Below are 25,523 nucleotides of genomic sequence, written 5' to 3' on the forward strand. Positions count from 1 at the left end.
TGCCGCCGACGGGTGGTACGCGTACGAGGCGGGCGGCGCGGAACCATCCCCCCTGGTTTTCCCGCCGCCCACCGGTCAGTGCGATGGGCCGTCAGCTGCTGGCCTTGCGGGTTGCGGAGCTCAGACGCCGTCCTCTCTCTCGTCCGCCCGTGGCACGGCGCACGATCGCACCGCCATGGCCCCCGATTCGTCGGCCCTCTGGTCGAACTCGTAGAGGAGCACCTTGGCCAGCTCCTCGGGCACACCGACGCGCAGCACCGCCGACCTCGCCTGCTATGGCCATGCGGTGAGTGACTGCGGGTCCGTCGCGGTCAGCTCCGGCAGCCCGGCCTCGGACACCAGGTGTCGAAGGCCCCGGCCGATACGCAGACGAACTCCGGGACGTCGTAACCGGCCAGGCGCAGCTGCGCCTGACGGGCGAATTTGTGGCCGACCAGGTGGGGGTCCATCGATTCCGCGGCCGTGTCGGCAAGGACCAAGTCCCGCATCATGCCCGCCGACCCTTCTGCTTGCTGTTGCGCCGACGGAACCCGTCGTACTGGCACGGACTCACGATGAACGCGTCGAAGAACACGGCGCCGACCTCTTCGACCGCGCCCTGCGCCGACGTGCGGAAGACGCGTACTCGCAGGTCGAACCGGCTCCGCCGGCTGGGCATCGGCAGCAATTCCAGAAGGACTTCCCCTTCGGGGAAGCCCACGGGTATGTCGGCTTCCAGAGCCCGCAGGATGTACGTGAAATGGCACGGCCGCCCGTAGGCGCTGTGTCCGGCGAGCGTGGCGAACTGCCTGGCTGCCTCGATGAGTTGCTCGGCATCGCGCCCGTCGAGCGGGTGCCCTGCGTGGACCTGGTGCGTGGTGGCGAGGTGCCGCCCCTGGTCCCACCAGGCGTCGCCGATGAACACGTTCTCCGGCCGCACGCGGTGGGCCAGCGGCGCCACCGGCAGGTCGGCCCTGCGCCGCGGCGGCAGCGTGTCGACCGGCCGCGTCGGCGACTTTCGTACAGCACGGCGTGCCCCGAGCACACCGACTCCGACGCGACCCGCACGTCCAGGGGCCAGCCTGTGCCCGCATCCTCGTCATGCTCCGCCGGGTATACGGACAGGATGATGTCGCCGTCCTGCTCGCAGCACTTGTCGAAGGAGAGTGAGAGTCTCATCCGGTTGTCGCGGGTCCACAGCTCCGGGCCGCGGTCCCGTAGGGAGTCGAGCAGTCCCGATAAGACCAGCATGCCGGTACGTGGTCGAGGGGTGGTCGAAGAAGAATGAGGGGCAGGCCCCGCCGTGGTCACCACCCGAGGGCTATGCTGTGCGGCGATGACTACCGGGACGGCATTGCGCCACACACGGATTGGTGACCCGGTGCTCTCCTGAGCACCGTACGGGCCGGTGCGGGCCCGCTGTTCGGTCGAGGACCTTGCGTTGCTGCGCGGGCTCCACCTCCGTCGTGTTGATCACAGGCTCAACACATCAACCACGACAGGAGAATTCATGCCCACCAAGACACTGCAGATTCCCACCACGGACGGCCAGGCCGACGCTTTCGCCGCCTTCCCCGACCGCGGCGAGCAACACCCGGGAGTGCTGCTGTACACGGATGCCTTCGGCGTGCGGCCCGAGCTGGAGGAGAGGGCCCGCGAACTGGCCGGGCACGGGTACTACGTGCTCGTCCCCAACCTCTACTACCGGCACGGCCCGGCACCCGTGGTCGAACTTCCCGAGCACATCGGAGAGGAGGTCCGGCCCGCGGTCATCGCCCGGCTCATGCCCTTGGTCGAGACGCACACCACCGAACGGATCCTGCGCGACGCCGACGCCTACCTCGGGTTCCTCACCGCCCAGCCCGAGGTCGGCGCCGGACCGGCCGCTGCGATCGGCTACTGCATGGGCGCCGCCTTGGCGATGCGCACCGCAGCGGCCCACCCCGACCAAGTGGCCGCCGTCGCCGGATTCCACCCCGGCTTCCTGGTCACCGACGCGCCCGACAGCCCGCACCGCCTCGTCCCCGAGCTCACCGCCCAAGTCCACCTCGGCCTCTCCGGGAACGACATGTCGTCCGAGGCCGTCGGCGAGCTCAACCAGGCCCTGGACGCCGCAGGTGTCGGCTACACCACCGAGATCTACCCCGGCACCATCCACGGCTTCACCATGTCCGACACCGACGCCTTCAACCCCTCCGCACTGCAGCGCCACTGGGACCGCCTGCTCCCGCTCCTCGGCCGCACCCTGACGCACAACTGAGACCCAGGGCGGCCGCCCTTCCTCCCGGGCGAGCCGCGAGGTCGAGAGGGCGGCCGCCACCGGTCGTCGTGCCCGACGTGAGACAGGACGGGATCGGTGTGAGACTGGGGGCGGAAGGGGTGATCCCCGTGCCGGACCCACCGCACGCGGCTGCCGGTCCCGACACCGCCGTCGACGAGATCCGGCTCGAAGAGCTGATCGTCGAGGCGCAGACAACCCTGCCGTTCGAACTGCCCGGCCTGGCGAACCGGTGCGCCTCGGCCCTCGGCCTGGGCAGCGCGCTGATCTACCTCGTCGACCTGCAGCAACAGCTGCTCATTCCACTCGACGAGACCTTGGAGCCGCTGCCGGTGGACCGCTCGTTGGCCGGCTGGGCGTACCGCACGGTCACTCCGCGGGTGGCCGACGTCGACGACGACGTGATCGTCTGGATGCCTCTGATCGACGGTGCGGAGCGGCTGGGCGTGCTGGCGGTGCGGACCGCCTCGCTCGACGGGGCGCGGATACGCCGCAGCCGCATGCTGGCCTATCTGTTCGCCATGTTGATCACTTCCAAGCGCGCCTACAGCGACTGGCTCGCCGCCCGCGCCCGCACCGCGACCATGCGGTTGCCCACCGAGATGTTGCGGGCCTTCCTGCCGTCCCACACCATCGGCAGTAGCAGGTGCGTCTCGACCGCGGTCCTGGAACCGGCGTACGACGTCGCCGGCGACGCCTTCGACCACTCGGTGGTCAAGGACATACTGCACACCATGATCCTCGACTCCATGGGTCACGATCTGAACTCCGGCCTGACCACGTCGGTCGCCATGGCGGCGGCGCGGAACGCCCGCCGCGGCGGTGGCGACCTGGCCGACGTCGTCGGCTCCGTCGACCAGGCGCTCGCCCAGTGGCTGCCCGACCATTTCTGCACCGGCGTACTGTGCCGGCTCGACGCGGTCACGGGGGTACTGCGCTGGGTGAACTGCGGTCACCCGCCGCCGCTGCTGATCCGTGGCGAGCGGGTGCTCGACGGGGTGCTGGACAGCCCCCCGCAGCCTCCGATCGGCCTGGCCGGCCAACTCACCCCGGCAGCCCGCCAGGTCCACGAGACGACACTGGAACCGGGCGACTGCGTCCTGCTCTACACCGACGGCGTTGTGGAAGCGCGCGACGCGGACGGGGCGGAGTTCGGCCTCGACCGGTTCACCGACTTCATCATCCGCTCCTCCGCCGCCGGCCAGCGCCCGGCCGAGGTTCTGCGGCTGCTCATCCACGCCATCCTCGACTACCAGCGCAACCAGCTGCGGGACGACGCGACCATCCTGCTCTTCGAATGGCGCCCGCAGTACCAGTGACGCGGATTCGCCGTGTCCCACGTCCGCTAGCGGCGGCGCCGCCTGTGTCGTTTCAGTCGAGACCGTCCCTGAGTCGGGCGAGCTCCTCTGCGCCCAGGACGATCCCGAACTCTTCCCCCAGTACACGCCCGAGTTCAGCCGGTTCGATCTCTCGCTCGGTGTACGAGCCGTCAGGGCGGAAGGTGGTCCAGGTCGTTGCGTCGAGGCGGTGGTGGTGGGCGGCGCTGAACTGCTGGGCGAAGAGGCGCCGGGAGAAGGGGGAGCGCGCGTGGGTGGCGACGTAGTGACTGCCCACGACGTAGTCGATGGTGTATTGCGGGTTCATGGTGAAGGTGTGCCGGTCCTCCCAGCCGTCCGCCCTGTACTGGTACAGCCACCAGGAATCGATGCCGGACGATCCGCGGCGCCGCTCCATCCGGAACCTCCAGCCTTCGAAGTCCGCTTCGACGCCGTCCGCGAGCTCGATCGGCTCCAGCGGCCCGCTCCCGAAACCGACGTCGCACAACCACAGGCGCTCGTCGTCAGCAGCCGTCACGGCCAGGAGCGCGTGGGTCGCGGGCAGGATCTTGTCCGATCCGAGCGTCACCCGCCCGCTCAGGGCGGTGAACTCGAAGCCCAGCCGCTCCAGGGCGGCGGCGAACAGCACGACGTGCTCGTAGCAGTACCCGCCACGGCGGGCACGCACCAGCTTTTCCTGGACGGCCTCCACATCCAGCAGGATCGGAATTCCCAGTACGGCGTTGAAGTTCTCGAACGGTATCGAGGTGACATGCGCTCGCTGCAACCCGCGCAGTGCCTCTCTCGTCGGCGCCCGCTCCCCCGTGTATCCGATGCGGTCCAGGTAGGCGTCGAGATCCAACAGGTCGCCGTTCCAGCCGTGCGTGCGGTCCGTCTGCATCGCGGTTCCTCGCCTTTCGATAGTCGCAGCCACGACCGTAAACGGTGTGCGGTGCCTGAGCCCTCTGCCTGGGGATGGTGCTCGCCTCGGCACTTGGTCCTAGGTCGTGCCTGCGGGCAAGGCGCGGCGACTGCCCGGTCCGCGCCGGCCTCCGGGAAAAGACTGGGCAATGAACTACCGATGAGTATTGTTACCAGGCAGTACTAGTGGTATTAGCAGTCTCCTGGCTTCTTCCTTGAGGGACCTCCGCGGAGCTGGTTATACAGGGGGCTCCCCCTCTGGAAATGGATGACATGAGTCCCGTGCCTGAAACAAGCCGATCACCCGTGTCCCTGTCCGCCTTACTCGCCCGCCGCAGCCGCGAGACGCCGGACGCCCTCGCCTACGTTTACCTGCGCAATGGAGAAGACCCCGCAGAACGGGTGACCTACCGCGAACTGCACCGGCAATCCCTGGTCCGGGCCGCCCACCTCCAGGAGCGGGGAACCCGAGGACGCAGTGCCGTTCTCCTGTATCCGACCGGAATCGAATTCGTCCGCACGTGGCTGGGCTGCGCGGCAGCCGGGGTCATGGGGGCTCCCGTGCAGGTGCCGCGGAACAGCCAGGGACTGCGTCGGCTGCATTCCGTCGCCCAGGACTCGGGCGCCGACCTGGTGCTCACCACTGCAGAGGTCCGTGACCGTCTCATCGCCGACTTCCCGTCGGCACCCGAACTGCGCGGCCTTGAGCTCCTGGCCACCGACGACCTACCGGATCTGCCGGATCTACCGAATGCCGGGGGCCAGGACCTTGAGCCCGGCCTCGATGACGTCGCCCTGCTCCAGTACACGTCGGGTTCCACCGGAACACCCAAGGGCGTGATGGTGACCCACCGCAATTTCTGGCACAACGCCGCCGAAACCGACGCGCTGTGGCCGTGTGAGGGCGGCACCGCCGTCTCCTGGTTGCCGCTCTTCCACGACATGGGACTTCTCTTCGGTGTCGTGTTGCCGCTGTGGGCCGGCATTCCCTCCTATTTGATGGGCCCGGAGGCATTCATACGCCGCCCGGCCCGCTGGCTGGAGGCCATCTCGCGGTTTCACGGCACGCATGCCGCCGCCCCCAATTTCGCCTACGACCTCTGCGTCCGCGAAGCACGGCCGGCCGCGGGCACCGACCTCTCTTCCTGGCGGGCCGCCGTCAACGGGGCCGAACCCGTCCGGCTGCACACCGTCCACACGTTCACCCAGGAGTTCGCGGAGTACGGCCTCGACCCCCGGGCGGTCTCCCCCGGCTACGGCCTGGCCGAGCACACCCTGAAGATCTGCGGCAGCCCGCCGGACCGGGAACCCTCCGCCCTGATGCTTTCGGCACAGGCGCTGGGGGCGGGCCAGGTGACCGTGACCACGGAGTCCGGGGCCCTGCCGGTGGTCAGCTGCGGCCGCACGGTGAGTGATACACGGGTGCGCATCGTGGACCCGCAGACGCTGCAGGCAGTCGGGCCGGACCGGGTCGGCGAGATCTGGGCGTCCGGGCCGTGCGTGGCCCGTGGCTACATCGGCCGCGAGCAGGAAAGCACCGAGACGTTTCGCGCCCGCATCAAGGGCGAGGAGGAAGCCGGGGAGTTCCTCCGCACGGGAGACGTCGGTTTCGAGCGCGACGGCGAGGTGTACATCACCGGCCGGTTGAAGGACCTGCTCGTCGTCAAGGGGCGCAATCACTACCCCCAGGACCTTGAGTACTCGGCTGAGCGCAGTCATCCCGCGCTGCGCCCCACCTCCGCCGCCGCCTTCTCCGTGGATACAGGGGACAGGGAAGCCCTCGTGGTCGTGATCGAGGCCGACGGCCGTGCGCTGCGCACGGCAGGCAGTGAGGCCCTGGCCGCGGCCGTCCGCCGGCGCATCCGGGAGGACCACCGCCTGGATGCCGAGGACGTCGTCGTCATCAGACGGGGGACGCTCCCCCGGACGACGAGCGGCAAGGTCCGTCGCAGCACCTGCCGTCAGCAGTACGCCGAAGGGAACCTCGCCCGGGTGGACGGAGCATGACCATGACGAGCGCAGGAATCCGGGCCGCAGCGGGCCCAGGTGCCAGGATCATGGGCGTCGGCGCATATCGCCCGTCACGCGTCGTGCACAACAACGAGCTGTGCGAGCGGCTGGACTCCTCGGACGACTGGATACGCAGACGCTCCGGCATCGTCAGCCGCCGGTGGGCCGGCGACGAGGAAACCGTGATCGCCATGGCCGCGGCGGCCGCCGGCAAGGCCCTGGCCCACGCGGGCGTGGCACCCGCGGAGGTGGACGTCGTGCTGCTCGCCTCGATGTCCTATCTGCACCAGAGCCCTGCCGCGGCCCCCCAGGTGGCCACGGCCGTCGGCGCCCGCGCCGCGGCGGCGTTCGACATCCACGCGGCCTGCGCCGGCTTCTGCTACGGGCTTGCCGTGGCCGACGGGCTGATCCGTGCAGGTACCGCCCGCCACGTGCTGGTGGTCGGGGCGGAGCGCATGACCGACATCGTCGATCCCGACGACCGGGGCACGGCCTTTCTGTTCGCCGACGGTGCAGGCGCCGTGCTCGTCGGCCCGTCCGAGGCTCCCGGCATCCTTTCGGTGAGCTGGGGATCCGACGGCGATCAGCATGGACTGATCTCCCATCAGGCCCCATGGACGTCGACCCGGGCGGCAGCCGCCGAGTGGCCCTACATGCGGATGGCCGGTTCCGAGGTCTTCCGCTGGGCGATCAAAGAGGTCCCGCGCACGGCACGCAGAGCGCTCCGGGACGCGGGTGTACGACCGGAAGACCTGTCGGCGTTCATCCCGCACCAGGCCAACGCACGGATCACCGAAGCGGTGGTGAAGGCGTTGAGGCTTCCGGCGGACGTGGTCGTCGCAGACGACATCGAGACGGCGGGCAACACCTCCGCCGCCTCGGTCCCGCTCGCCATGGAGGCCCTGTCGGCACAGGGGAGGCTGATGCCGGGAGGTCTGGCCCTGCTCGCCGGCTTCGGCGCCGGACTGACGCATGCCGCCCTCGTGGTCACCCTGCCGTGACGCCTCGCCCGGCCACTGCACCCGCCGGGTTCCGGATCCGGCGGGATGGCGGGACGGCGGGACGGCGGGACACAACAGTTCGGCTGGTCCGTACGGTTGGTCCGTTCTCAACGGTCCCGGCGGCCGGGGGCGCGCAGGTGGGCGATGCCCAGGTCGAGGGCGGCCTCCAGGTGGGCTATGCGGTCCGTGGTCAGGAGGATCAGCACGCCGCCCTGGATGCCGGCCAGCAGGGCCGCAGCCTCGCGGTCGGCATCCAGGGCGTGGGCGATCTCGTCGCCGTCGCGCATGCGGCGGATGCCCGCCGCGAGTTGCTGCTGCCACTGGTCGAGCAGTTCGCCGGCCACGGTACTCGCGGCATCGGATGCCGTGCCCAGCTGGGAGAGGGCCGCGTGCAGGGGACAGTCGGTGCCCTGTGCGCGGTAGCGGTCGACGACCTTGTCGCGCCACTGGTACCAGGCGGCCCAGGAGGTGAGCGAGCTCAGCTCCTGCTGGTCGTGGATCACCCGGTCCGCTTCGTGCCGGGCCACGGCGAGGTGCAGTTCGTCCTTCCCGCCGGGGAAGTAGTGGAATTGAAGCGGGTCGGGTCGGGTCCGGGAGGGTCCGGACCGGGCCGGGTGACGGGCCCTCAGGGCAGGAGCAGCAGTTTGCCGGTGGTGCGGCGTGACTCGATGTCTGCGTGGGCGCGGGGCGCGTCCGTGGGCCGACCATCTGCAGGTGGTCAACGGTGTGCTGTGGCAGCTGCGGGCCGGGCTCCGTGGCGGGGGCCCGGAGCGGTACGGGCCGTGGCAGACCGTCAATGAGCGGTTCGCCACCACCTCCGGCACCGGGGCATTGCCGCCACCATTCCCGAGCACCGCGACCAGGTCGTCAAACGCCGGCGGCGCGGCAGCCGTGGCGGCGGGCAGCCGGTCTTCGGCCAGTCACCCACCGCAGCCGCAACGTGGTCGAACGATGCTTCGCCCGGCTGAAGCGATTCCGGGCGACCGTCACGTGGTTCAACAAGTGCGCCGGCCGTTACCGCGCTCGGCGATCAGAAAGTTCGCCGGGGGGTTTCACGAGCGCTCCGCGACGGCAACCGGCCCGGTTTGTTAGCGTTCGGGGCAGACCTGCTCCCGACCCGCCCGGTCAGGAGCAGGGTGCCGGGGCAATCAGGTGCTCCGGACGGCGAGTCCGCCGGGGAAGGCGAGGAAGCCGGGGCTGGTCGACGTCCCGTCGCAGCCCCGGAAGACGCTGCGGTCCGCACCTTCGGACACCAGCGTCAGGGCCTGCGGCGTGGCCGTGAACGTACCTTGGTGAACCACTCCGTCATCGAGCTCGTACTCGAACTTGCCGTCGGCGAGGAAGGTGATCCTGAGGATGATTTCCGGCGCGATGACGCGATACGTCGCCCCCGTGTAGTCGTCCGGCTTTGTACCGCAAGGATCGGCGGCTTGGGCGGGCAGAGCGGAGCCGAGCGGTGTCACCGCCGCCAGCAGGGCGGCGAGCAGGGGAAACGCGAGAACACGCAGGCTGAGGCGATGTCGCTTCATGGGAGCTCCTTCACCGAGTCAGGACCATCGTCCATTCGGGTGTCATCGACTCGAATCCGGCGTGCGGGACGCGCTCGCCCCTCCGCCTCCGCCGCCTGCATCCGTCCGATGCCACGGCCCCCACCTGACACCAGGAGACCCCCCTGCACGGCGGCGCGCAACATGCGTTCGTCGGCTTCGTCCCGCGGGCGCACCGTGCCCGATCAAAGCCGGTGGGCGGCCGTCCCGCTGCCACGCCGCTGACCGGGCTCCGCGCATGCACCGGTTACGTCGGGCAGGACGCTCCCGTCCTTGGCGGAGGGTGCGCGGCCAGTGATCGTTTTGGTATCGCTCATACACCAACCTGTGAATCAGCTGTCACAAAGAGGCAGCAAAATGACACCCTGTGATCGATCCCCAGTACCACCAGGCTCCGCAGCAGCCACACGCTCCACAGCCTCCGTACCAGCACCCCTACCAGCAGCCTTACCAGCCGGCGCAGCCGTATCAGCAAGGGCACCCGTACCAGCAGCCGCAGGCACATCAGCATCCGTACGCGCAGCCGTCTGCGTATCACCAGCACTTCCCGCAGCCTCCCGCCGTTCCCAGGGAGGTCGGGGATCTGCGCCGCATCACGTTCGCCACGATCGACGGCGCGATCACGCTCTTCGGTGGTTTCGGCCTCGCCGTACGGCTCTCGGAGGGCAAGGGAACGGGCGCCTACTGGACCTACGCCGCCATCTGCTTCTTCGCCATTTCCTTCGTCCACCACGTGCTCGGAGCGGTGCTGTTCCGCACCACCGTGGGCAAGTTCCTGCTCATGACACGCGTGGTGCGCGCGGACGACGCGGGACGTCCACGCTTCTGGCAGGCCGTGCGCCGCTGGCTCCTCGGCCTGACCTGGCTCCCGATGCAACCGATATGGTCGATCTTCGGCGACGACGGCGAACCGTACGAAGACGGTTGCGGGCTGCGGTACGTATGCAGCAAGGACCTGCGCCGCTAGCCGTTGGTGGACCTTGCGGCACCGGCAATGCTCGCTCACGTCCTAAGCCGTCGGCATGGCCGACTCCCGGGTCGCATAGATGTCCCGGAGCCGGGCGGACAAGGCTTCGTACGCGGCATTGGCCTGCGCGCCCAGGGCACCGGTGTCGACCGGTTCGTCGAGCAGGATGCCCGCCGCGGCCAACGTCAGGGCCTTCTCGGCGGCGTCGGCCAGCGCCCGGACGTCGTCGGCCAGAATGAAGCCGATCTGGGACCGCAAGGCGTCCAGAGCCGCGTCCGCCGCGTCAGACGCGTCCTGCACCGGCTGCCGGTAGGTCTCCGGCGGTGCGGCGGGGTCCTCCCGCAGGCGTGACCGGTAGTGCCGCCGGGCGGAACCGAAGGTGTGGAGCGACGTCAAGGCGTTCCGCAGGAGGGTGTTCACCTCCACGAGCTGGGTCAGCTCGAACGTCTCACGGCGTTCCACGGCCACCTTGTACCGCTCGGCCGCCCTGGCATGCGCTTCTCGCCTGGTCTGGGAGCGGTTGTTGATGAAACCCATCGTCAGAACCGTGGCCTGGCCGATCAGGATCGACGCGACAGTCGTGAACCATGCCCAGCCCCCCGAAACCATGCCAGCAGTCTAGATATCCGGCGCGGGAAGAGAGAAGCACCGACCGCGCCCCTCCGGGGCACCAGCGGCCCGGCCCAGCGCCCGCCACGGCCGGCCGCGCGCCTCGGCCGCACCACCGCCCCCGCCGTTCCGGCAGCATCCGGCACACCGGTACGACGCCGGTCCTCCGCCTTGCATGCGCGCGCTGTTGGAGCCGGGCCGTCGCTGACGGGTCGTCTTCCCCGGGCGCGACCCGTCAGCGACACCGGCGGGCGTTGAGCCGGGCGGCCTGGCGCGTCAGGTAATCGCGCTCGGCGAGGTCGGGTGCCTTGTGGGCCGCCTCGGCGTACAGCCTTGCCGCCGTCGCCAGGTCGCCGTCGCGCTCGTGGAGGTACGCCGCCACCGCGGCGTGGCGAGGCAGTGAGTCGTCCAGCGCCGCGAGCGCCGCCAGCCCGGCGCGCGGTCCGTCGGCCTCGCCGACGGCCACTGCGCGGTTGAGCCGGACGACCGGGCTGTCGGTCAGGCGCGCGAGCTCGTCGTACCACTCGACGATCTGCACCCAGTCGGTCTCCTCGGCGGTGGGCGCGTCGGCATGGAGTGCCGCGATGGCGGCCTGGGCCTGGAACTCACCCAGCCGGTCGCGGGCGAGGGCCGCCTGCAGGATCTCGACGCCCTCGGCGATCGCCCCGGTGTCCCACCGGCTGCGGTCCTGCTCGGCGAGCGGCACCAGGCTGCCGTCGGGCGCGGTCCGGGTGGCGCGCCGGGCGTGGTGGAGCAGCATGAGGGCGAGCAGCCCCGCCACCTCGGGGTGGTCGATCGCGGCCGCGAGCTGCCGGGTGAGCCGGATCGCCTCTGCGGCGAGGTCGACGTCGCCGGAGTAGCCCTCGTTGAAGACCAGGTAGAGGACGCGCAGCACGGTGGCGACGTCGCCGGGCTGGTCGAACCGCACGCCGGAGACGGTGCGCTTGGCACGGCTGATCCGCTGCGCCATGGTCGCCTCGGGCACCAGGTATGCCTGGGCGATCTGGCGGGTGGTGAGCCCACCGACGGCGCGCAGCGTGAGCGCAACCGCGGACGACGGCGTCAGCGACGGGTGGGCGCACAGGAAGTAGAGCTGGAGCGTGTCGTCCACCGCGGGCACGGCCCCGGGCGCCGGCTCCTCGTCGAGGAGATCCTCACGCCGGCGGCGGGCGGTGTCGGCCCGGGTCGCGTCGAGGAACCGGCGCCAGGCCACGGTGATCAGCCAGCCCTTCGGGTCCCTCGGCGGATCGGCCGGCCAGACGCGGACCGCCTCGACCAGCGCGTCCTGCAGGGCGTCCTCGGCCGCCGCGAAATCGGCTCCGCGGCGGACGAGGATCCCGAGCACGCTCGGCGTGAGGCTCCGGAGCAGGGCCTCGTTCATCGGAGAGGTCACTCCGTGATGGTGGGCGGCGCGGACAGGAACGGGCGCACCTCAAGCCACTCGTGGATCGGCTTCCCGCCCGCCCCAGGGGCGGCCGACAGTTCCCCCGCCAGCTCGACGGCGCGCTCGTAGCTGTCGACGTCGATCACCATCCAGCCGGCGATGAGGTCCTTGGTCTCGGCGAACGGGCCGTCGGTGACCGGCGGGCGTCCCTCACCGTCGTACCGGACGAACGTCCCCTCCGGGGCGAGCGCCTGGCCGTCGACGAATTCACCGGTCCCCTGCAGCCGGGTGGCGAAGTCGTGCATGTACTGCATGTGTGCCGAGATCTCCTCCGGCGTCCACTGGTCCATGGGCACGTCGTTGACCGCAGCCGGAGCGCCGCGGTAGTGCTTGAGCAGCAAGTACTTGGCCATCGTGTTACTCCTCGGTGCTGGTGTGACCCCATCTTGGCCACGTTCACCCCAGGGACGGAGCCAGCCACGGGTTCTCGACACCTCCGGCCGGTTTTTTTGGCTGTCGCCATCTCATGGATCCGTACCATGTGTCGGCAAGTGCACCGAGCCGTCCGCGGCGATGCCTCCGCCGCCCGGGCGTAGGAGAGCGTGCGGGAGGAGAGCGTGCGGGAGGAGACCTCTGTGCCGGTGGAGCCCGACCCGGGTGACGCGCGACCGGAGCTGGTCGTGCTGGTGGGTCTCCAGGCGTCGGGAAAGTCGACGTTCTACGCCCGCCACTTCGCCGGAACCCATGCGCTGGTCAGCAAGGACCTCTTCCGCCGGGCCCGGCACAGACAGCGCCGCCAGATGCGTCTGGTCGAAGAGGCCCTGGCGGAAGGGGTGCCGACGGTGGTCGACAACACCAACCCCTCACCGCACGAATGGGCGCCCCTCATCACGGCCGGCCGCGCGCACGGCGCCCGCGTGGTGGCGTACTGGTTCCCGCCCGACGTGAAGAACGCGTTGGCTCGCAATGCCGCCAGGCAGGGACCGGAAAGAGTGCCGGACGTCGGCGTGTACGCGACGTTGAAGCGGCTTCGCAGACCTCGGCCGGCGGACGGCTTCGATGCCGTGTACGAGGTCCGGTTCGACGGTCGCGGAGGGTTCCTGGTGGCTCCCGCGGAGGATCCCGGGCCGGCCTGTGACGCGACGTGGGGACTGGACATGCCGGAGTGGCCGACTGCCGACGAGGAGCCCCGGCCCCTGGCCGTTTTCGACCTCGACGGGACGCTGGCCGATGTCCGGCACCGGCTGCACCATCTGCGGAGCCGGCCGCGCGACTGGGACGGCTTCTTCGCCGCTGCCCGGCGCGATCCCCTGCTGGCCGAAGGGGTGGCGCTGGTCATGGCCGGTGCGCAGCGGTGCGAGGTGGCCTACCTGACCGGTCGCCCGGAGCACTGCCGCCAGGACACCCTCGACTGGCTGGCCCGTCACGCCCTGCCCGAAGGCCGGCTCCTGATGCGCGACCCGGGTGACCGCCGGCCGGCCCGCGTCGTCAAGCCGGAGTTGCTGCGTCGCCTGGCTGACGATCGCGTCGTCGCGGTGGTGGTCGACGACGACCACCAGGTGTGCGACGCCTACGAGGCCGAGGGATTCCGGGTGCTGCGTGCCACGTGGATGGCACGACAGCCGCTGCTGGAACGTGTCCAGGAGGACGAGGGCCGTACGTGAGCCGTCGGCCATGTCGCGGCGACCCCGGGTGCGACTGTCGTCACCGTGAATCCCACGTGGCCTGCACCGCCGAACACCGCCTCCGCTCGCCTTCGCTGGCCTTCGCTCGCCGCCGCTCACCATTCGGCGACCGGCTCACGCACCAACGAATCCACATCATTCGTTCATACGTTTGAATTCGTGCGCATCGGCGTGCACGCGCGTCGGTGACGCCCGACCCTGGAACGGGACCCGCTGAGCGGACCGAACTGGAAGGCGGACGTCGCCATGAAGACACCCCCGATCGTTTCGCCGCAAGAGTGGGAGGCTGCGCGCGAGCGGCTGCTGGTCGAGGAGAAGGAGCTGACCCGCGCCCGTGACGCACTGGCCGCCAAGCGGCGACGGATGCCGTGGACGGCGGTGGAGAAGGAGTACGAGTTCGACGGGCCCGAGGGCAGGGCGAGTCTGCTCGACCTGTTCGGGGGGCGCCGTCAGCTGATCGTCTACCGCGCCTTCTTCGAGCCCGGCGTGTTCGGCTGGCCCGAGCACGCCTGCCGCGGCTGCTCCATGGTGGCCGACCACGTCGGCCACCTCGCCCATCTCAACGCCCGCGACACCACCCTCGCCTTCGCCTCGCGCGCACCGCAGCCGTACGTCGAGCGCGTGAAGGCGCGGATGGGCTGGACGATGCCCTGGTACCCGTCAGCGACGGGTTCGACGCCGACTTCGGTGTGGACGAGTGGCACGGCACAAACGCCTTCATCCGCGAGGGCGACCAGGTGTTCCGCACCTACTTCATCAACGCCCGCGGCGACGAGGCGTTGGGAAGCACCTGGAGCTACCTCGACATGACGGCACTCGGGCGGCAGGAGACGTGGGAGGACTCCCCCGAGGGCTACCCCCGGACCCCGCCGTACGAGTGGTGGAACTGGCACGACGAATACGGTGCCCCCGAACCGGCCGACGCGTAGGTGCCCCGACCCACCCAGGCGGGAGCTACCCGGCGTGCAGTGCCAGCGCGGCTGCGGCGGCGCGGGCGAAGGCGTCCGGATTGTCCAGCATGATGTTGTGCCCGCAGTCCGGGATCGGCACCACGGCCACCCCCGCCTCGGCGAGCGCCTCAGCGCCGGGGAGCGGACCGTCGGCCTCCGGCAGCAGGTAGGTGCGGGGGATCTTCAGGTCCAGCAGAAGCTCGCGCATGACGGGAACGGTGCCGCGGGTGAGGTGGACCGCGCTGCGGTACAGGGCCTCGCGGCCGGCCAGGCGCATGGTGGACCACCAGTGCGAGCCGACCCGGTCGCGGACCTCTTGCCAGCCACCTGCCAGGAACTCCTGCTCGGAGTAGGCGGCGATACCGCTGCTGCCGCCGGAGCCGGGCCTGCGCGGGATCGGGTCGAGGTTGGCGTCGACCAGGACCAGGCGGGAGACCAGGCACGGGTGCCGGGCCGCGAGGACGATGGCCACCGAGCCGCCCATGCTGTGGGCGATCAGCTCCGCACCGGTGACACCCGCACTGATCAGTGCCTCGGCGAGGGCATCGGCGTGCGCCTCCAGGCTGTAGTCGAAGCCCACCGGACGGTCGCTGATGCCGTGACCGAGCAAGTCGACCAGCAGCGAACGGTGGCCCGCCAGCAGCGGGTGGACCGCAATCTCCCCGAAGTACGCGGGCGACGTGGCGCCCAGGCCGTGCAGGTAGACGCGGGAGGGTTCCCGCCCCGGCAACTCCACCCAGCGGATCCGGTCACCCTCGCTCGTCACAACGGCGTCACGCACAGCCTGGCCCCCCGCAATCAAGATCAATAGAGGCGTCAGAGTAGCCGCCGACGTGCGTGGCCCGTCTCGGTCTGTCACGACGCGCGATATCAGGCGGGCATCGCGTCGGGCTCCAGCAGCGCCCTGATGCCCTGCGCTATCTCCTCCACGTCACGCATCTCCCCTGTCGTCACGGCCAGGACCAGGCGTTCCGCAGCGTCGATATCCGGGCGCAGCTGGACCCCGTGCATCGCGAGGAAGGTGACGCACGAGAGCCAGGCCGTGCGCTTGTTGCCGTCGATCAGCGGGTGGTTGATCGACAGGGCCTGGAGCAGTGCGGCTCCCTTGCCGATCAGGTCCGGGTACACCTCGTGCCCGTACATTTCGGCGGACGGCCGGTGCACAGCGGACTCCAGTTGTCCGGTGTCGCGGAGTGTGACAGGCGTGTCGTCGGCGCAGGCGTACCTGGCGACAGTCAGGGCGTCCTCGGGGGTCAGGTAGGCGGGAATCACTTGAGCCGGTCCATGAGCTCGCGCCACTTCGCCGCCTGCTCCTGGGCCGTCTGCCGGACCATGGTCCGGTGGGCCGTGCCGAGGTATTCGTCGACAGCGAGCAGCACGACGTCGTGCACGCCGCTCCCGTCCCGGTCCGCGCAACGCCGGAGCGCAACCATCTGATCGTCACGGAAGCTCACGTTCATGCCCATGCTCATGCCAGAACTTTACGGAGCGGAGCACTGCTCCGGTACTGCTTATTCCGTGGTGGCTACGCCTTGAGCAGGGACCTCAGTCAGGCACGTCCACAGCACCGGTCGAACGGTCACCGCATGGTAACCTCGAATGTTTGCACGGCCGTGATGGCTGGCGGTCCTGCCCGGTCGGTTCCCCTTGTTCGTCGGCTGCTCATTCCTGCCGGGCCTTCCTCGGTACGTTCCCCCTGCGGAAGGCTCTTCATGAACCACCCGGACCGTCCCGGCACCTCGCACGGCGACCCCGCCCGGCCCGTGACCCTCACCCCGACGGTCGGCCCGGTCGCCTCCTTCGCCGACCTGGAACTGCCGGCCGCGGTGCTGCGCACGCTCACCGAGCGTGGCCTGCGCGAACCCTTCCCGATCCAGGCAGCCACGCTGCCCCACGCCCTCGCGGGACGCGACGTCCTGGGGCGCGGGCGTACCGGATCGGGCAAGACGCTCGCCTTCGGCCTGCCGCTGCTCGCACGGACCGCCGGGCGGCGCGCGGAGCCGAAGCAGCCCCTCGCTCTGGTCCTGGTGCCGACCCGGGAGCTGGCGCAACAGGTCACCGAGGCGCTCGCGCCGTATGCCGATGCGCTCCGGCTGCGGATGGCCACGGTCGTCGGCGGCGTGTCGATCGGGCGGCAGGCCACTGCGCTGCGTGACGGGGCCGAGGTCGTCGTCGCGACCCCCGGCCGCCTGCACGACCTCATCGAGCGCGGGGCCTGCCGCCTGGGACGGGTACGGATCACCGTTCTCGACGAGGCCGACCAGATGTGTGACATGGGCTTCCTGCCGCAGGTCACCGAGGTACTCGACCAGGTGCACCGCGACGGCCAGCGGATGCTGTTCTCGGCCACCTTGGACCGCGACGTCGACCACCTGGTCAGCTGCCACCTCCACGACCCCGTCGTCCACTCGGTCGACCCGTCCGCGGGTGCGGTCACGACGATGGATCACCACGTGCTGGTCGTCCACGGCCCCGACCGGTACGCCGTCACCACGGAGATCGCCGCCCGCGACGGCCGCGTACTGCTGTTCCTGGACACCAAGCACGCAGTCGACCAGCTCACCCGGCATCTGCGGGCCAGCGGAGTGCACGCCGCGGCCCTGCACAGCGGAAAATCCCAGCCGCAGCGCACACGGACCCTCGCGCAGTTCAAGAACGGCCAGATCACCGCCTTGGTGGCGACCAACGTCGCGGCCCGCGGTCTGCACGTCGACGACCTCGATCTCGTGGTCAACGTCGACCCGGCCACCGACCCCAAGGACTATCTGCACCGCGCGGGCCGCACTGCCCGGGCCGGTGAGTCCGGCAGCGTCGTCACGCTGGTGCTGCCTGGCCAGCGCCGCGAGACGGGCCGGCTGATGGCCGAGGCCGGTATCGAGCCGACGATCACCAAGGTGCGCTCGGGCGAGGCGGAGCTGAGCCGTATCACCGGGGCCAAGGCCCCCTCCGGCACCCCGCTCGACGGCGGGCCTGCCGCGCCTCGGGCCAAGAACACCAACACCCCCTTCCGCGGCCTGGGCACCAGCAAGGACACCTCCCGCCGCACCGGCGGCAAGTCCCGCAAGGCCAGTGAGGCCCGTCTCCTCGCCGAAGCCCGCAAGGCAGCCCGGGTCCGCCGCGGCGGCTGAGGACCGCTGACCTGACGCGGTTCCGCTGGGCGATGCCGAGTGCATTGTGCAGGTCGGCGAAGTCCGCGGGGTTCTCGTGGGTGTTGGAGGCGCTCAGGTCGATGCCGCCGGATGCCAGGCGGCCCCGGCACTCCTTCGCCGCGCGCCAAGAGCCGCCCCGTCACTGGTCAGAACGCTCCCAGATCCGCGGATACCCAGTGTTCTGGCTGCATATAGATGACGACGTGCTCGCCGAGCCGGGTCCGGTCGTATTCGACGAAGTCGGCGACCTTGTCCTCGGGCAGGTACCGCGCGGCCATCTCCCAGGATCGCTCCCGGCTGTCCGGCGCTGTCCTGGTCACCGGGCCCTCCACCGACACGTAGCGCACCGTCGGCTCGGTCCGTTGCACCATCAGGCTGAAGCGTCCTGCAGACCGGACCGCTCGTGCCTTCCGGGAGTCAGGCCCGGTACGCACCCACAGTTCGCCGCCCGGCGTGTAGTGGTACCAGATGGGAACCGTCAGCGGTGCGCGGTCCGGCCGTTCGGCCACTGACAGGGCACCGATATGAGGCTCCGCCAGAAACTGCTCTCGTTCCCGCATCGACAGCGTCATGCGCCGACCATAGCGGCGACCGGCAGGTCCCAGAAGCGCGGATCGCCCGGCAAGTCCCGACCGCACAACCACCAGCGGCCGCCCTCATCTTCCCCCACCTTCTCGGTGATCCCGGAGTACAGCACGCACGGGAATGCCAGTACCCATATGCCTCACCATGTGAGGAGTTGTCAGGCAAGTCCGAGGCAGTGGAAGTTCCAGAGCCGCAGCAGACACAGGACTTGTCCGCGCCACGCTCGGAGAAGCTGCCGGGCCACTGCCAGGAGCCCTGAGCAAAGCCCTCTGACCTGCACAGAGCAGGCCGGAGGCACTTCGCTCTCCGCGCGATACACACGTCGGCAAGGCGAGTCCCTTGCCGAGAAAGATAAGTCAAACTATGAATCACACCACACATCGAGATCTTGACCGCTGTGTCATGTACACCTAGGTTTTTTCTCGCAACCTCAACTGCGAGAGGGGGTGAATGGCATGTCGGACGAGACTTTCCTCGGTTCGCGCGATGGTGGCGACGAGACGACCGCAAAGTGGGAGGCCTAAGCCTCTAAGCTGGGTGCCGCTGCTCACTTGTCGCGGGCAGCGGCACCCAGCTCGCGCTTTATTTCTCTCCACTGGCCCAGGAAACGATCGCCAGATTTCAGCACCTGCACCAATGCACATTTTTCTCCAAGACCACGAAGGAGATCCGCGTTGGCATCTCACCACTATGAGGCGAAGGTCAAGGAAGGGATCTCCTTTGCGGAGAAGCTCGCCGAAGAGGGGAAGGTCGCAGACCTCTGCGACATGTCGCGAGAGCACCGCGAGTGGCCGGTAAGGGCCTTCTGCATCGCGCTGCTCGGTGAGCATTTCTCTGACGACAAGGACGCGAAGGAGGCCATCGCCTACGGCACTCACGACCCTGTCGACCAGGTGGCCTTCACGGCCATTCGCACGGCAGGCGAAAAGCGCGTCGATACGGCAGTGCGGGACCTTATCTGCATCTCAGGATGGCCCAGCAAACTTACCCGTGACCACACCAGCAAGCCGGTTGGTTTCGGTGCCGCCTATACCAAGCGTGCTCTTATTTCGATCTTCGGAAGCGACGATCCGGACACTCTGCGCCGGCTTGAGGACGAGCATTTCGCCGGGTTGCGCGAGAAGGTGACAACCGGAAAACGCCAGCGGAACAACGACGATGTCGTACTCGTTCCGGGCGGACCGTTCATCGCCGGCGCGTCGCAGCAGCAGATCCAGGAAGTCTACAAGCAGTTCGGTTCGTTCAAGATGAACGACCAGGACAACCACTTGCGGGCCGTCGAGTTGCCGTCCTACTACATCGACAGGACAGCGGTGACGAATCGACGGTACGCGGATTTCCTCGCCGACGCCCGGGGCACGGAGGAGTTCGACCACCCGGATCAGCCGATCGGCCACGACCACACCCCGGCGCACTGGCACGACCCGCGCTTCAACCCTGCCGACCAGCCGGTGGTGGGCATCGACTGGTACGACGCGTGGGCGTTCGCCAAGTGGGCCGGCGGGCGGCTCCCCACGGAGGACGAATGGGAGAAGGCGGCCCGCGGCACGGACGCGCGCATCTTCCCCTGGGGAAACGAATGGAATCCCGAGTGCGCCAATGAGGTCTCGCGGGCCTTCGGCGTCTCGCCCAAGAACCGTGCCGAACTCGAAGAGCTGCTCCTCTCGGCGCACGCCGAATATCCGAAAACCCCGGTGCTGCCCGCGGACGCGCTGCCGGGCGGTGCGAGCCCGTACGGTGCCCTCAACCTGGCCGGCAACGTGTGGGAAATGACCTCGACGAACTTCTACACCAAGGAAGAAATGGATCCCTTCCTCAAGGGGAGGAAGCCGGTCGAGTTCATGAACAGGAAGGAGGCGTTCTTTGTCCTCCGCGGCGGAACATGGACGTCGCCTCCGGTGTGCCTGACCACGTACTACCGCGGAAAGGATCTGATCACCGACCGGCACAACGAGATCAGCTTCCGCTGCGTATATCCTGCATAACGGCAGAACGATCAGAGGTACCTTGCTGTGCCCACTCTAAAGATCAAACGGCAGGCCGACGTCCTCGAACCCATGACGGACGCACCGTTCGATGTCGAGGAATTCCTTCGCCAACCCCTGGTTGCGCGGGTCGCCACCGGAAAACGGATCGTCCGGCCAGTCTGGTTCCTCTGGGAGGACGAGGCTTTCTGGATTTTCAGTGGGCAGTGGTCCCGGTTGGCGGACCGGCTTCGCTCCGATTCGGCCTTCGAGCTCGTCGTCGACACCTGCGACATCGACACCGGACGGGTGCTTCAAGTCATCGCACGTGGCCACGGCTCAGTCGTGGAGTTCGATGTCGAACGTGCCCGTCGCAAGCTCGTCAGATACCTCGGTCCGGACGAGAGCCGGTGGGACGATCGTTTCAAGCCTCCGCAAGGGGGAGCCGCGAAGGGCGTGTGGTGGGCGAAATTGATCCCCCATACGCTCTGGATATCAGATCAGTCTTTCAAGCCTTCCATCGGCGGTTCCTGAAACCTCCCGCCAAGCAAACCTCCCAGGCGCACAGGGTGAAGTCCACATGCCGCAGTCCGCACAGCAGGAGATGTCCTACAGCCAGGCGCTGAGGAATCCGCGCCTCGCCTTCTTCCTCTGCGGCGTCGGGTTTTCCAGCATCGGCGACGGCATGCTCATCGCCACGATTCCACTGGTGGCCCTCAAGGTTCACGGCAGTATGCCGGCCGCATTTGCGGTGTCCCTTGCCGCGGCCGCTTCCTACGTTTCCTCCACATGTCTCGCCATACCTTTCAGCCTGGGCAGACTCCGACTCCCGGTGAAGGTCTCCCTGGTGATGGACTGCTTGTTGCGCGGTATCACCCTTGCCGCTCTGGGTCTGACGGCCGCCGGCGGATCCCTCGGGATCGGAACCCTGATCGGTGCGCTGCTCGTGGGTTCGTGTCTGCGTTCCCTGGCGGCCTCCGGCACCCGGCTGGCGGCGGTCGGCCTGGTACCGGGCCATGGGCGATACGCGGTGAACGGACTCCTGGCCACGGTCAAGGAGTTCGCCCTGTACGTGGCAGGACCTGCCCTGGGCGGTGCGGTGGCCGCTCTCTTCAGTCCGGAGTGGGCCCTGGTGATCGACGGGGCGACCTTCCTCCCCCTGCTCGTCGCCACGCTGTTGGCGATACCGCGTGAACCACCGGTTTCCAACGACCCGAAAAAGGCGGAATCCGGACTGAGCGTGCTCCGCAGGCTCCCCATCACATGGCGATTGCTCGTCATCGTGTTCTTCTACAACCTGTTCTACATGCCCGTGGAAGTCGCCCTTCCGTTGTTCATCGACGGCCCGCTGGACGGCAGCAGCAGGGCTCTGGGGATGGTGTGGACGCTGTTCGGCGCGGGCGCGATCCTGGGCGCGCTCGGCACGAACTACCTGCGGTCGGTGCCCCAGCGGCCGCTCCTCATCGGCATTATCGCGGGCTGGGGCGGGTCGATGGTCGGGCTGGCGAGTTCACAGAGTGTTCTGTCGGCGTCGATCGCATTCTTTGTCGCGGGTGTCATCTACGCCCCGTTCACACCTGTGGCCTACTCGTACCTGTACACCTTCCTCTCGGAGAAAGAGGAGCAACCGGTCATCACTCTGTGGTCCACCGTTTCCACATTGGCCGCTCCGCTGGGCCTGGTGGCAGCCGGTCCGCTGGTCTACGCCGTCGGAGGGAGAAGCAGCATCTTCCTGTCGGCTTTCATCACTCTTGCACTGTCCCTGATTGCCGTGCGAATTCTTGGATCGCAGCCGGGACCTGTGCTGCAGCGGCCGGACGGACAGACCTGAGAACAGCTCAAGAAAAAGAGAGACGTTAATGGACTACGACATTGCCGCGTACGGGGAACGGCGTCCGGACTATGACTCCATGGACTGGGCCCTACGGCATGACGAAGACGAGGCGAGCAGGTTCCTTGCCGAACTCGCTCCGGGCGGCACGGCGTTGGAGCTGGGCATCGGAACGGGGCGTGTCGCGCTGCCCCTGGCTCGTCGTGGCCTGAAGGTGGTCGGCGTCGAAGGCTCCCCCTCGATGGCCGCCGGGCTCGAACGCAACGTCGGTGACGAGGACGTCGAGGTGGTCATCGGAGATTTCGCCGACGTGCCGGTCGAAGCCACCTTCGATCTCGTCTACTGCATCAGCGAGACGTTCTTCCTGCTGCCGACCCAGGATAGTCAGATCCGGTGCGTGCAGAACACGGCGGAACGCCTGGCCGACGGCGGCCTGTTCGTCGTCCAGGCGATCGTCCCCGATCACGATCTGTACTGCGGTAAGCAAAGCACCGGCACACGGCAGGTGGGCGAGCAGAGTGCGATCATCTCCGCGCGGCGGCACGACCGGGCAGAGCAGCGGGTCGAACTGCAGAGCATCGTGCTCAAGGAGAACGGGAATACGTTCTACCCGATGCTGTACCGATACGTGTGGCCCTCGGAACTCGACCTGATGGCAAAACTGGCGGGTCTCACTCGCGTTTCACGGTCGAGTGGCTGGCGTAACGAGCCTTTCACCGCAGCATCCGGCGAATATGTGGCGGTCTACCGCAAGAACTGATTCCGGCAGGCGCAACAGCATCCTGTGGTCCCTGTGCGGTTGAAAGGTAAGGCTGATATGCAATCCACACTTCCCAGACTGCCGTTCACGAGGCGTGGAATTTTCGATCTGCCGGAGGAGCTCCGCGCGATGCTGCGCAGCGGGTCGCCGGCCAAGGTGCTCACAGCCGCGGGGGACGAAGCATGGCTCGTCACCCGCTATGCGGATGTGCGCCCCCTCCTCGCGGACACCCGTCTGGGCCGCGCCCACCCGGTGCCCGACGAGGCGCCCCTCCTGAGCAAGTCGGCGTTGAGCACCGCGGGTCCCGTCGGAAACTACGAATCCGAGCGGGAGGACCACGCCCGGTACCGGCGCAGGCTCACACCCGCCTTCTCGGCGAAGCGGATGAAGGCGCTGCGTGGCCGGACCGAGGAGATCCTGGCAGGCATTCTCGACCAGATGGCCGACCTCTCGGGACCGGTTGATCTGCACAAGACCGTGTCCATGCCTCTCTCCTTGCTCGTCATCTGTGAGCTGCTCGGTGTCCCGTACGAAGACCACGACCGATTTCAGGCGTGGTTCGACGGCATCTCGAACATGACGGACTTCGAGCGGTCGACCGATGCCCGCCAGGAGATGTCGGAGTACATGCGCGAGCTCGCGCAGCACAAGCTCGCCTCACCCGGCGAGGACTTGATCAGCGATCTGGTTCTTTCCGGAACGATGGATCTGGCCCCGCAGGGTCCGGGCAGCGTGGCCAAGTTGGACGATCTCTCCTACGTGGCCGCGTCCTTGCTCTTCGCGGGCTACCGAACCACGGCGATCAAGGTCGACCAAGGTGTGGTGCTGTTGCTGACGAATGGTGAGCAGCGTGCCGCCCTGTACGACGAGCCGGCCCTGGCGGACGGAGCGGTGGAAGAGGTGCTGCGGTATTCGTCGCCGGATCTTCCACTTCTCCGGTACGTCCGGGAAGACCTGGAGATCGCGGGGACGAGCGTCAAACGGGGCGAGGCCGTTCTCCTGTCGACGCTGGCCGCGAACCGTGATGGCTCGGTCTTCCCGAACCCGGAAGCGTTCGACATCACACGGGATCCCAACCCCCATCTGTCCTTCGGGCACGGGCCTCGCCTCTGCGTGGGAGCGACGCTCGCCCGTGTTGAACTCGCGGCGGCCTTCCGGACGTTGCTGAGGCGCTTTCCGGGGCTTCGTCTCGCCGTTCCAGTGGAAAAGATCACCAGGCGGAGCGGAGTGTTGATCGGCGGGCTTTCGGAAGTCCCCGTGCAGTGGTAGGCAGAATGCTTGGGCAGATGACGGTGAAGTCTGGAGGCTCCATGTCAGCCGCAATTCTTGTGATGGGCTGCGGTCCTCGATCTCCGCATGGACGCGATCAAATGCAGCGTCTGTACGCGCAAGCCCGGGATCGTGGTGTGGAGCTCATCGGTGCGGAGAAGCCCGCGAACCTGACCGATGCCGACACGTCGCTCTTCTCCTCCGTCGTCGCCTGTGACGTGGAAGACCCGGCCGCTGCCGTCCGGGCGTTGCGGACGCTCGATGCCACTCTCGTGGGTGGACTGGCCTTCCGTGATCTCTGCGTCGAGCCGCTTGCCGCCGTGGGCGAGGCGCTCGGCTTTCCGTGTGTCAGCACGCTGACCGCGCGTACCACCCGGAACAAAGACCTGTGCAGGGAGCAGTTGCGACAGGCCGCACTGCCGCAGCCCGCGTCACGGTTGGTCAATGGGCGGGAAGAGGCGCTGGAGTTCCTGGAGAAGACCGCGCCGGGTCCCTGGATAGTCAAGCCGCGGGACGGGATGGGGAGCGCCAACGTCGACCTCGTTCGCTCGCAGGACGAGTTGGACGCGGCGCTCGCCGGGCGGCCGGCGGGCGTGCCCTTCCTGGTCGAAGAGTTCGTTTCCGGCCCGGAATACTCTGCCGACGGCGTGGCAGTGGGCGGCCGGCCCGTGATCGTCGCACTGGCCCAGAAGTCCTTGGGGCCGCGGTTCGTGGAGACCGGCCATCGCATCCCTGCCGACCTTTCCGCCGTGCAGTCGGAAGATGTGCACGAGCAGGTTGAGAGGGCTCTGCTTGCGGTGGGCCTGACGCACGGACTCTTCCATGTCGAGTTCTGGCTGACTGAGGACGGCGTCGTTCTGGGAGAGATCCACGCCCGACCGGGCGGGGCTTTCATTCCTACCATGGCTGAATATGCGCGGCCCGGACTGGAATTCTACGGAATGTATGTCGACGATGCCCTGGGAGTTGATCCGTGCCGCATGCCGGCCCTTTCGCGAAGCGCCGGCATGCGGCACGTGATCGTCGAACCGCCCGGCCGGCTCGTTTCGGTATCGGGCTGGGAGGATGCGGTGTCCGCTCACGAGGTCATTGCGGCGCGTCTCTCGGTGAAGCCCGGGGACGAGATCACGCCGGTGTGCTGGTCCGCGGACCGCCATGGCTTCGTCGTGGTCGAAGGTACGTCAGGGGCGGGCGTCGACGCCCGCCTCGGCCAGATCCAGAACCGAATCGTCTTCGAGGTGACGTCGGCGGACCAGCCGACCGATTCCAGTGACGCGTGACGCGTCCCTCCGCCGTGCTCCACCTCACGGCCTCGCGG

The 25,523-nt window shown here is 68.5% G+C and carries 26 protein-coding genes and 3 pseudogenes; 16 read left to right on the forward strand and 13 right to left on the reverse strand.

From position 1 onward, the window contains the following. Window positions 1-120 precede the first annotated feature (120 nt). The 3 genes from IE182_RS20090 to IE182_RS20100 are packed head-to-tail and all read right to left on the reverse strand — an operon-like array spanning window position 121 to window position 1,024. Window positions 121-258, reverse strand: a complete 138-nt coding sequence (locus tag IE182_RS20090) for a hypothetical protein (RefSeq protein WP_190111273.1) — start codon at window positions 256-258, stop codon at window positions 121-123. 53 nt (window positions 259-311) lie between these two features. Next, entirely contained in the window at window positions 312-479 is a 168-nt protein-coding gene (locus tag IE182_RS20095; protein WP_190111274.1) for a hypothetical protein, read from the reverse strand. An 8-nt stretch (window positions 480-487) separates the two neighbouring features. Beyond that, window positions 488-1,024 carry an AfsA-related hotdog domain-containing protein gene (locus IE182_RS20100; protein WP_190111275.1) on the reverse strand — a complete coding sequence of 179 codons (537 nt, stop codon included), beginning with the start codon at window positions 1,022-1,024 and terminating at the stop codon, window positions 488-490. Window positions 1,025-1,489: 465 nt separating this feature from the next. Here IE182_RS20100 and IE182_RS20105 point away from each other — a divergent pair, with 465 nt between their 5' ends. Beyond that, window positions 1,490-2,239 carry a dienelactone hydrolase family protein gene (locus IE182_RS20105; protein ID WP_190111276.1) on the forward strand — a complete coding sequence of 250 codons (750 nt, stop codon included), beginning with the start codon at window positions 1,490-1,492 and terminating at the stop codon, window positions 2,237-2,239. A gap of 128 nt (window positions 2,240-2,367) precedes the next feature. Next, entirely contained in the window at window positions 2,368-3,576 is a 1,209-nt protein-coding gene (locus IE182_RS20110; RefSeq protein ID WP_229844963.1) for a PP2C family protein-serine/threonine phosphatase, read from the forward strand. Window positions 3,577-3,628: 52 nt separating this feature from the next. On the opposite strand, the gene IE182_RS20115 is transcribed toward IE182_RS20110, so the two are convergent. Further along, window positions 3,629-4,474: an arylamine N-acetyltransferase family protein gene (locus IE182_RS20115; RefSeq protein WP_190111278.1), complete on the reverse strand. Its 846-nt coding sequence runs from the start codon at window positions 4,472-4,474 to the stop codon at window positions 3,629-3,631. Between the two features lie 284 nt (window positions 4,475-4,758). Between IE182_RS20115 and IE182_RS20120 the strand changes: the two genes are divergently transcribed. Continuing rightward, complete coding sequence (locus IE182_RS20120; RefSeq protein WP_229844964.1) at window positions 4,759-6,501, forward strand: fatty acyl-AMP ligase; 1,743 nt, start codon at window positions 4,759-4,761, stop codon at window positions 6,499-6,501. A 2-nt stretch (window positions 6,502-6,503) separates the two neighbouring features. Continuing rightward, window positions 6,504-7,505 carry a beta-ketoacyl-ACP synthase 3 gene (locus tag IE182_RS20125; protein ID WP_190111279.1) on the forward strand — a complete coding sequence of 334 codons (1,002 nt, stop codon included), beginning with the start codon at window positions 6,504-6,506 and terminating at the stop codon, window positions 7,503-7,505. A gap of 107 nt (window positions 7,506-7,612) precedes the next feature. On the opposite strand, the gene IE182_RS20130 is transcribed toward IE182_RS20125, so the two are convergent. After that, window positions 7,613-8,227, reverse strand: coding sequence for a TetR family transcriptional regulator C-terminal domain-containing protein (locus IE182_RS20130; RefSeq protein WP_373303588.1), 615 nt, complete (start codon window positions 8,225-8,227; stop codon window positions 7,613-7,615). Between IE182_RS20130 and IE182_RS32820 the strand changes: the two are divergent. Further along, window positions 8,184-8,319, forward strand: a pseudogene (locus IE182_RS32820) (IS5/IS1182 family transposase); the annotation flags it as partial. The gene IE182_RS20130 and the pseudogene IE182_RS32820 sit on opposite strands and share 44 nt — an antisense overlap. Before the next feature lie 334 nt (window positions 8,320-8,653). Here IE182_RS32820 and IE182_RS20135 read toward each other — a convergent pair. Continuing rightward, window positions 8,654-9,034: a hypothetical protein gene (locus IE182_RS20135; protein WP_190111280.1), complete on the reverse strand. Its 381-nt coding sequence runs from the start codon at window positions 9,032-9,034 to the stop codon at window positions 8,654-8,656. 385 nt (window positions 9,035-9,419) lie between these two features. Here IE182_RS20135 and IE182_RS20140 point away from each other — a divergent pair, with 385 nt between their 5' ends. After that, window positions 9,420-10,019, forward strand: a complete 600-nt coding sequence (locus IE182_RS20140) for an RDD family protein (protein WP_190111281.1) — start codon at window positions 9,420-9,422, stop codon at window positions 10,017-10,019. A 42-nt stretch (window positions 10,020-10,061) separates the two neighbouring features. On the opposite strand, the gene IE182_RS20145 is transcribed toward IE182_RS20140, so the two are convergent. The 3 genes from IE182_RS20145 to IE182_RS20155 form a co-directional block, all read right to left on the reverse strand. Next, the gene (locus tag IE182_RS20145) at window positions 10,062-10,628 is read right to left on the reverse strand and encodes a hypothetical protein (RefSeq protein WP_190111282.1); all 567 of its coding nucleotides are present in this window, start codon (window positions 10,626-10,628) and stop codon (window positions 10,062-10,064) included. Between the two features lie 235 nt (window positions 10,629-10,863). Then, entirely contained in the window at window positions 10,864-12,009 is a 1,146-nt protein-coding gene (locus IE182_RS20150) for an RNA polymerase sigma factor (protein WP_190111382.1), read from the reverse strand. Window positions 12,010-12,017: 8 nt separating this feature from the next. Next, window positions 12,018-12,425, reverse strand: coding sequence for a YciI family protein (locus tag IE182_RS20155; RefSeq protein ID WP_190111283.1), 408 nt, complete (start codon window positions 12,423-12,425; stop codon window positions 12,018-12,020). A gap of 273 nt (window positions 12,426-12,698) precedes the next feature. On the opposite strand from IE182_RS20155, the pseudogene IE182_RS32135 reads away from it, so the two are divergent. From IE182_RS32135 to IE182_RS20170, 3 genes and pseudogenes are all read left to right on the forward strand, one after another. Further along, a pseudogene (locus tag IE182_RS32135) lies at window positions 12,699-13,025 on the forward strand (AAA family ATPase); the annotation flags it as partial. A gap of 144 nt (window positions 13,026-13,169) precedes the next feature. Then, on the forward strand, window positions 13,170-13,676 hold the full coding sequence (locus tag IE182_RS20165; protein ID WP_190111383.1) for a phosphatase domain-containing protein: 507 nt from the start codon (window positions 13,170-13,172) through the stop codon (window positions 13,674-13,676). 267 nt (window positions 13,677-13,943) lie between these two features. Beyond that, window positions 13,944-14,626, forward strand: a pseudogene (locus IE182_RS20170) (DUF899 domain-containing protein). Between the two features lie 25 nt (window positions 14,627-14,651). On the opposite strand, the gene IE182_RS20175 reads toward IE182_RS20170, so the two are convergent. The 3 genes from IE182_RS20175 to IE182_RS20185 all read right to left on the reverse strand — a co-directional run bounded on the left by IE182_RS20175 (window position 14,652) and on the right by IE182_RS20185 (window position 16,119). Beyond that, entirely contained in the window at window positions 14,652-15,428 is a 777-nt protein-coding gene (locus IE182_RS20175; RefSeq protein WP_190111284.1) for an alpha/beta fold hydrolase, read from the reverse strand. An 89-nt stretch (window positions 15,429-15,517) separates the two neighbouring features. After that, on the reverse strand, window positions 15,518-15,919 hold the full coding sequence (locus IE182_RS20180) for a type II toxin-antitoxin system death-on-curing family toxin (protein ID WP_190111285.1): 402 nt from the start codon (window positions 15,917-15,919) through the stop codon (window positions 15,518-15,520). Continuing rightward, a complete protein-coding gene (locus tag IE182_RS20185) occupies window positions 15,916-16,119 on the reverse strand; it encodes a CopG family transcriptional regulator (protein ID WP_373303589.1) in 204 nt (67 codons plus the stop codon). The genes IE182_RS20180 and IE182_RS20185 overlap by 4 nt, the downstream gene beginning before the upstream one ends. A gap of 240 nt (window positions 16,120-16,359) precedes the next feature. Between IE182_RS20185 and IE182_RS20190 the strand changes: the two genes are divergently transcribed. Continuing rightward, the gene (locus IE182_RS20190) at window positions 16,360-17,775 is read left to right on the forward strand and encodes a DEAD/DEAH box helicase (protein ID WP_190111286.1); all 1,416 of its coding nucleotides are present in this window, start codon (window positions 16,360-16,362) and stop codon (window positions 17,773-17,775) included. 167 nt (window positions 17,776-17,942) lie between these two features. Here the strand turns inward: IE182_RS20190 and IE182_RS20195 are convergent, their stop codons facing one another. Further along, the gene (locus IE182_RS20195; protein ID WP_190111287.1) at window positions 17,943-18,368 is read right to left on the reverse strand and encodes a pyridoxamine 5'-phosphate oxidase family protein; all 426 of its coding nucleotides are present in this window, start codon (window positions 18,366-18,368) and stop codon (window positions 17,943-17,945) included. A gap of 687 nt (window positions 18,369-19,055) precedes the next feature. On the opposite strand from IE182_RS20195, the gene IE182_RS20200 reads away from it, so the two are divergent. The 6 genes from IE182_RS20200 (at window position 19,056) to IE182_RS20225 (ending at window position 25,485) form a co-directional block, all read left to right on the forward strand. Continuing rightward, window positions 19,056-20,366, forward strand: a complete 1,311-nt coding sequence (locus IE182_RS20200; RefSeq protein WP_229844967.1) for a formylglycine-generating enzyme family protein — start codon at window positions 19,056-19,058, stop codon at window positions 20,364-20,366. A 72-nt stretch (window positions 20,367-20,438) separates the two neighbouring features. Further along, window positions 20,439-20,879, forward strand: coding sequence for a pyridoxamine 5'-phosphate oxidase family protein (locus IE182_RS20205; protein ID WP_190111288.1), 441 nt, complete (start codon window positions 20,439-20,441; stop codon window positions 20,877-20,879). Window positions 20,880-20,925: 46 nt separating this feature from the next. Next, window positions 20,926-22,176 carry an MFS transporter gene (locus IE182_RS20210; protein ID WP_190111289.1) on the forward strand — a complete coding sequence of 417 codons (1,251 nt, stop codon included), beginning with the start codon at window positions 20,926-20,928 and terminating at the stop codon, window positions 22,174-22,176. A 28-nt stretch (window positions 22,177-22,204) separates the two neighbouring features. Continuing rightward, complete coding sequence (locus tag IE182_RS20215; RefSeq protein ID WP_190111290.1) at window positions 22,205-22,936, forward strand: class I SAM-dependent methyltransferase; 732 nt, start codon at window positions 22,205-22,207, stop codon at window positions 22,934-22,936. Window positions 22,937-23,065: 129 nt separating this feature from the next. Beyond that, window positions 23,066-24,205: a cytochrome P450 gene (locus IE182_RS20220; protein WP_190111291.1), complete on the forward strand. Its 1,140-nt coding sequence runs from the start codon at window positions 23,066-23,068 to the stop codon at window positions 24,203-24,205. A 101-nt stretch (window positions 24,206-24,306) separates the two neighbouring features. After that, a complete protein-coding gene (locus IE182_RS20225; protein WP_190111292.1) occupies window positions 24,307-25,485 on the forward strand; it encodes an ATP-grasp domain-containing protein in 1,179 nt (392 codons plus the stop codon). The last annotated feature ends 38 nt before the right edge of the window (window positions 25,486-25,523 follow it).

Source organism: Streptomyces cinnamoneus (assembly GCF_014650495.1).
Lineage (GTDB): Bacteria > Actinomycetota > Actinomycetes > Streptomycetales > Streptomycetaceae > Streptomyces > Streptomyces cinnamoneus.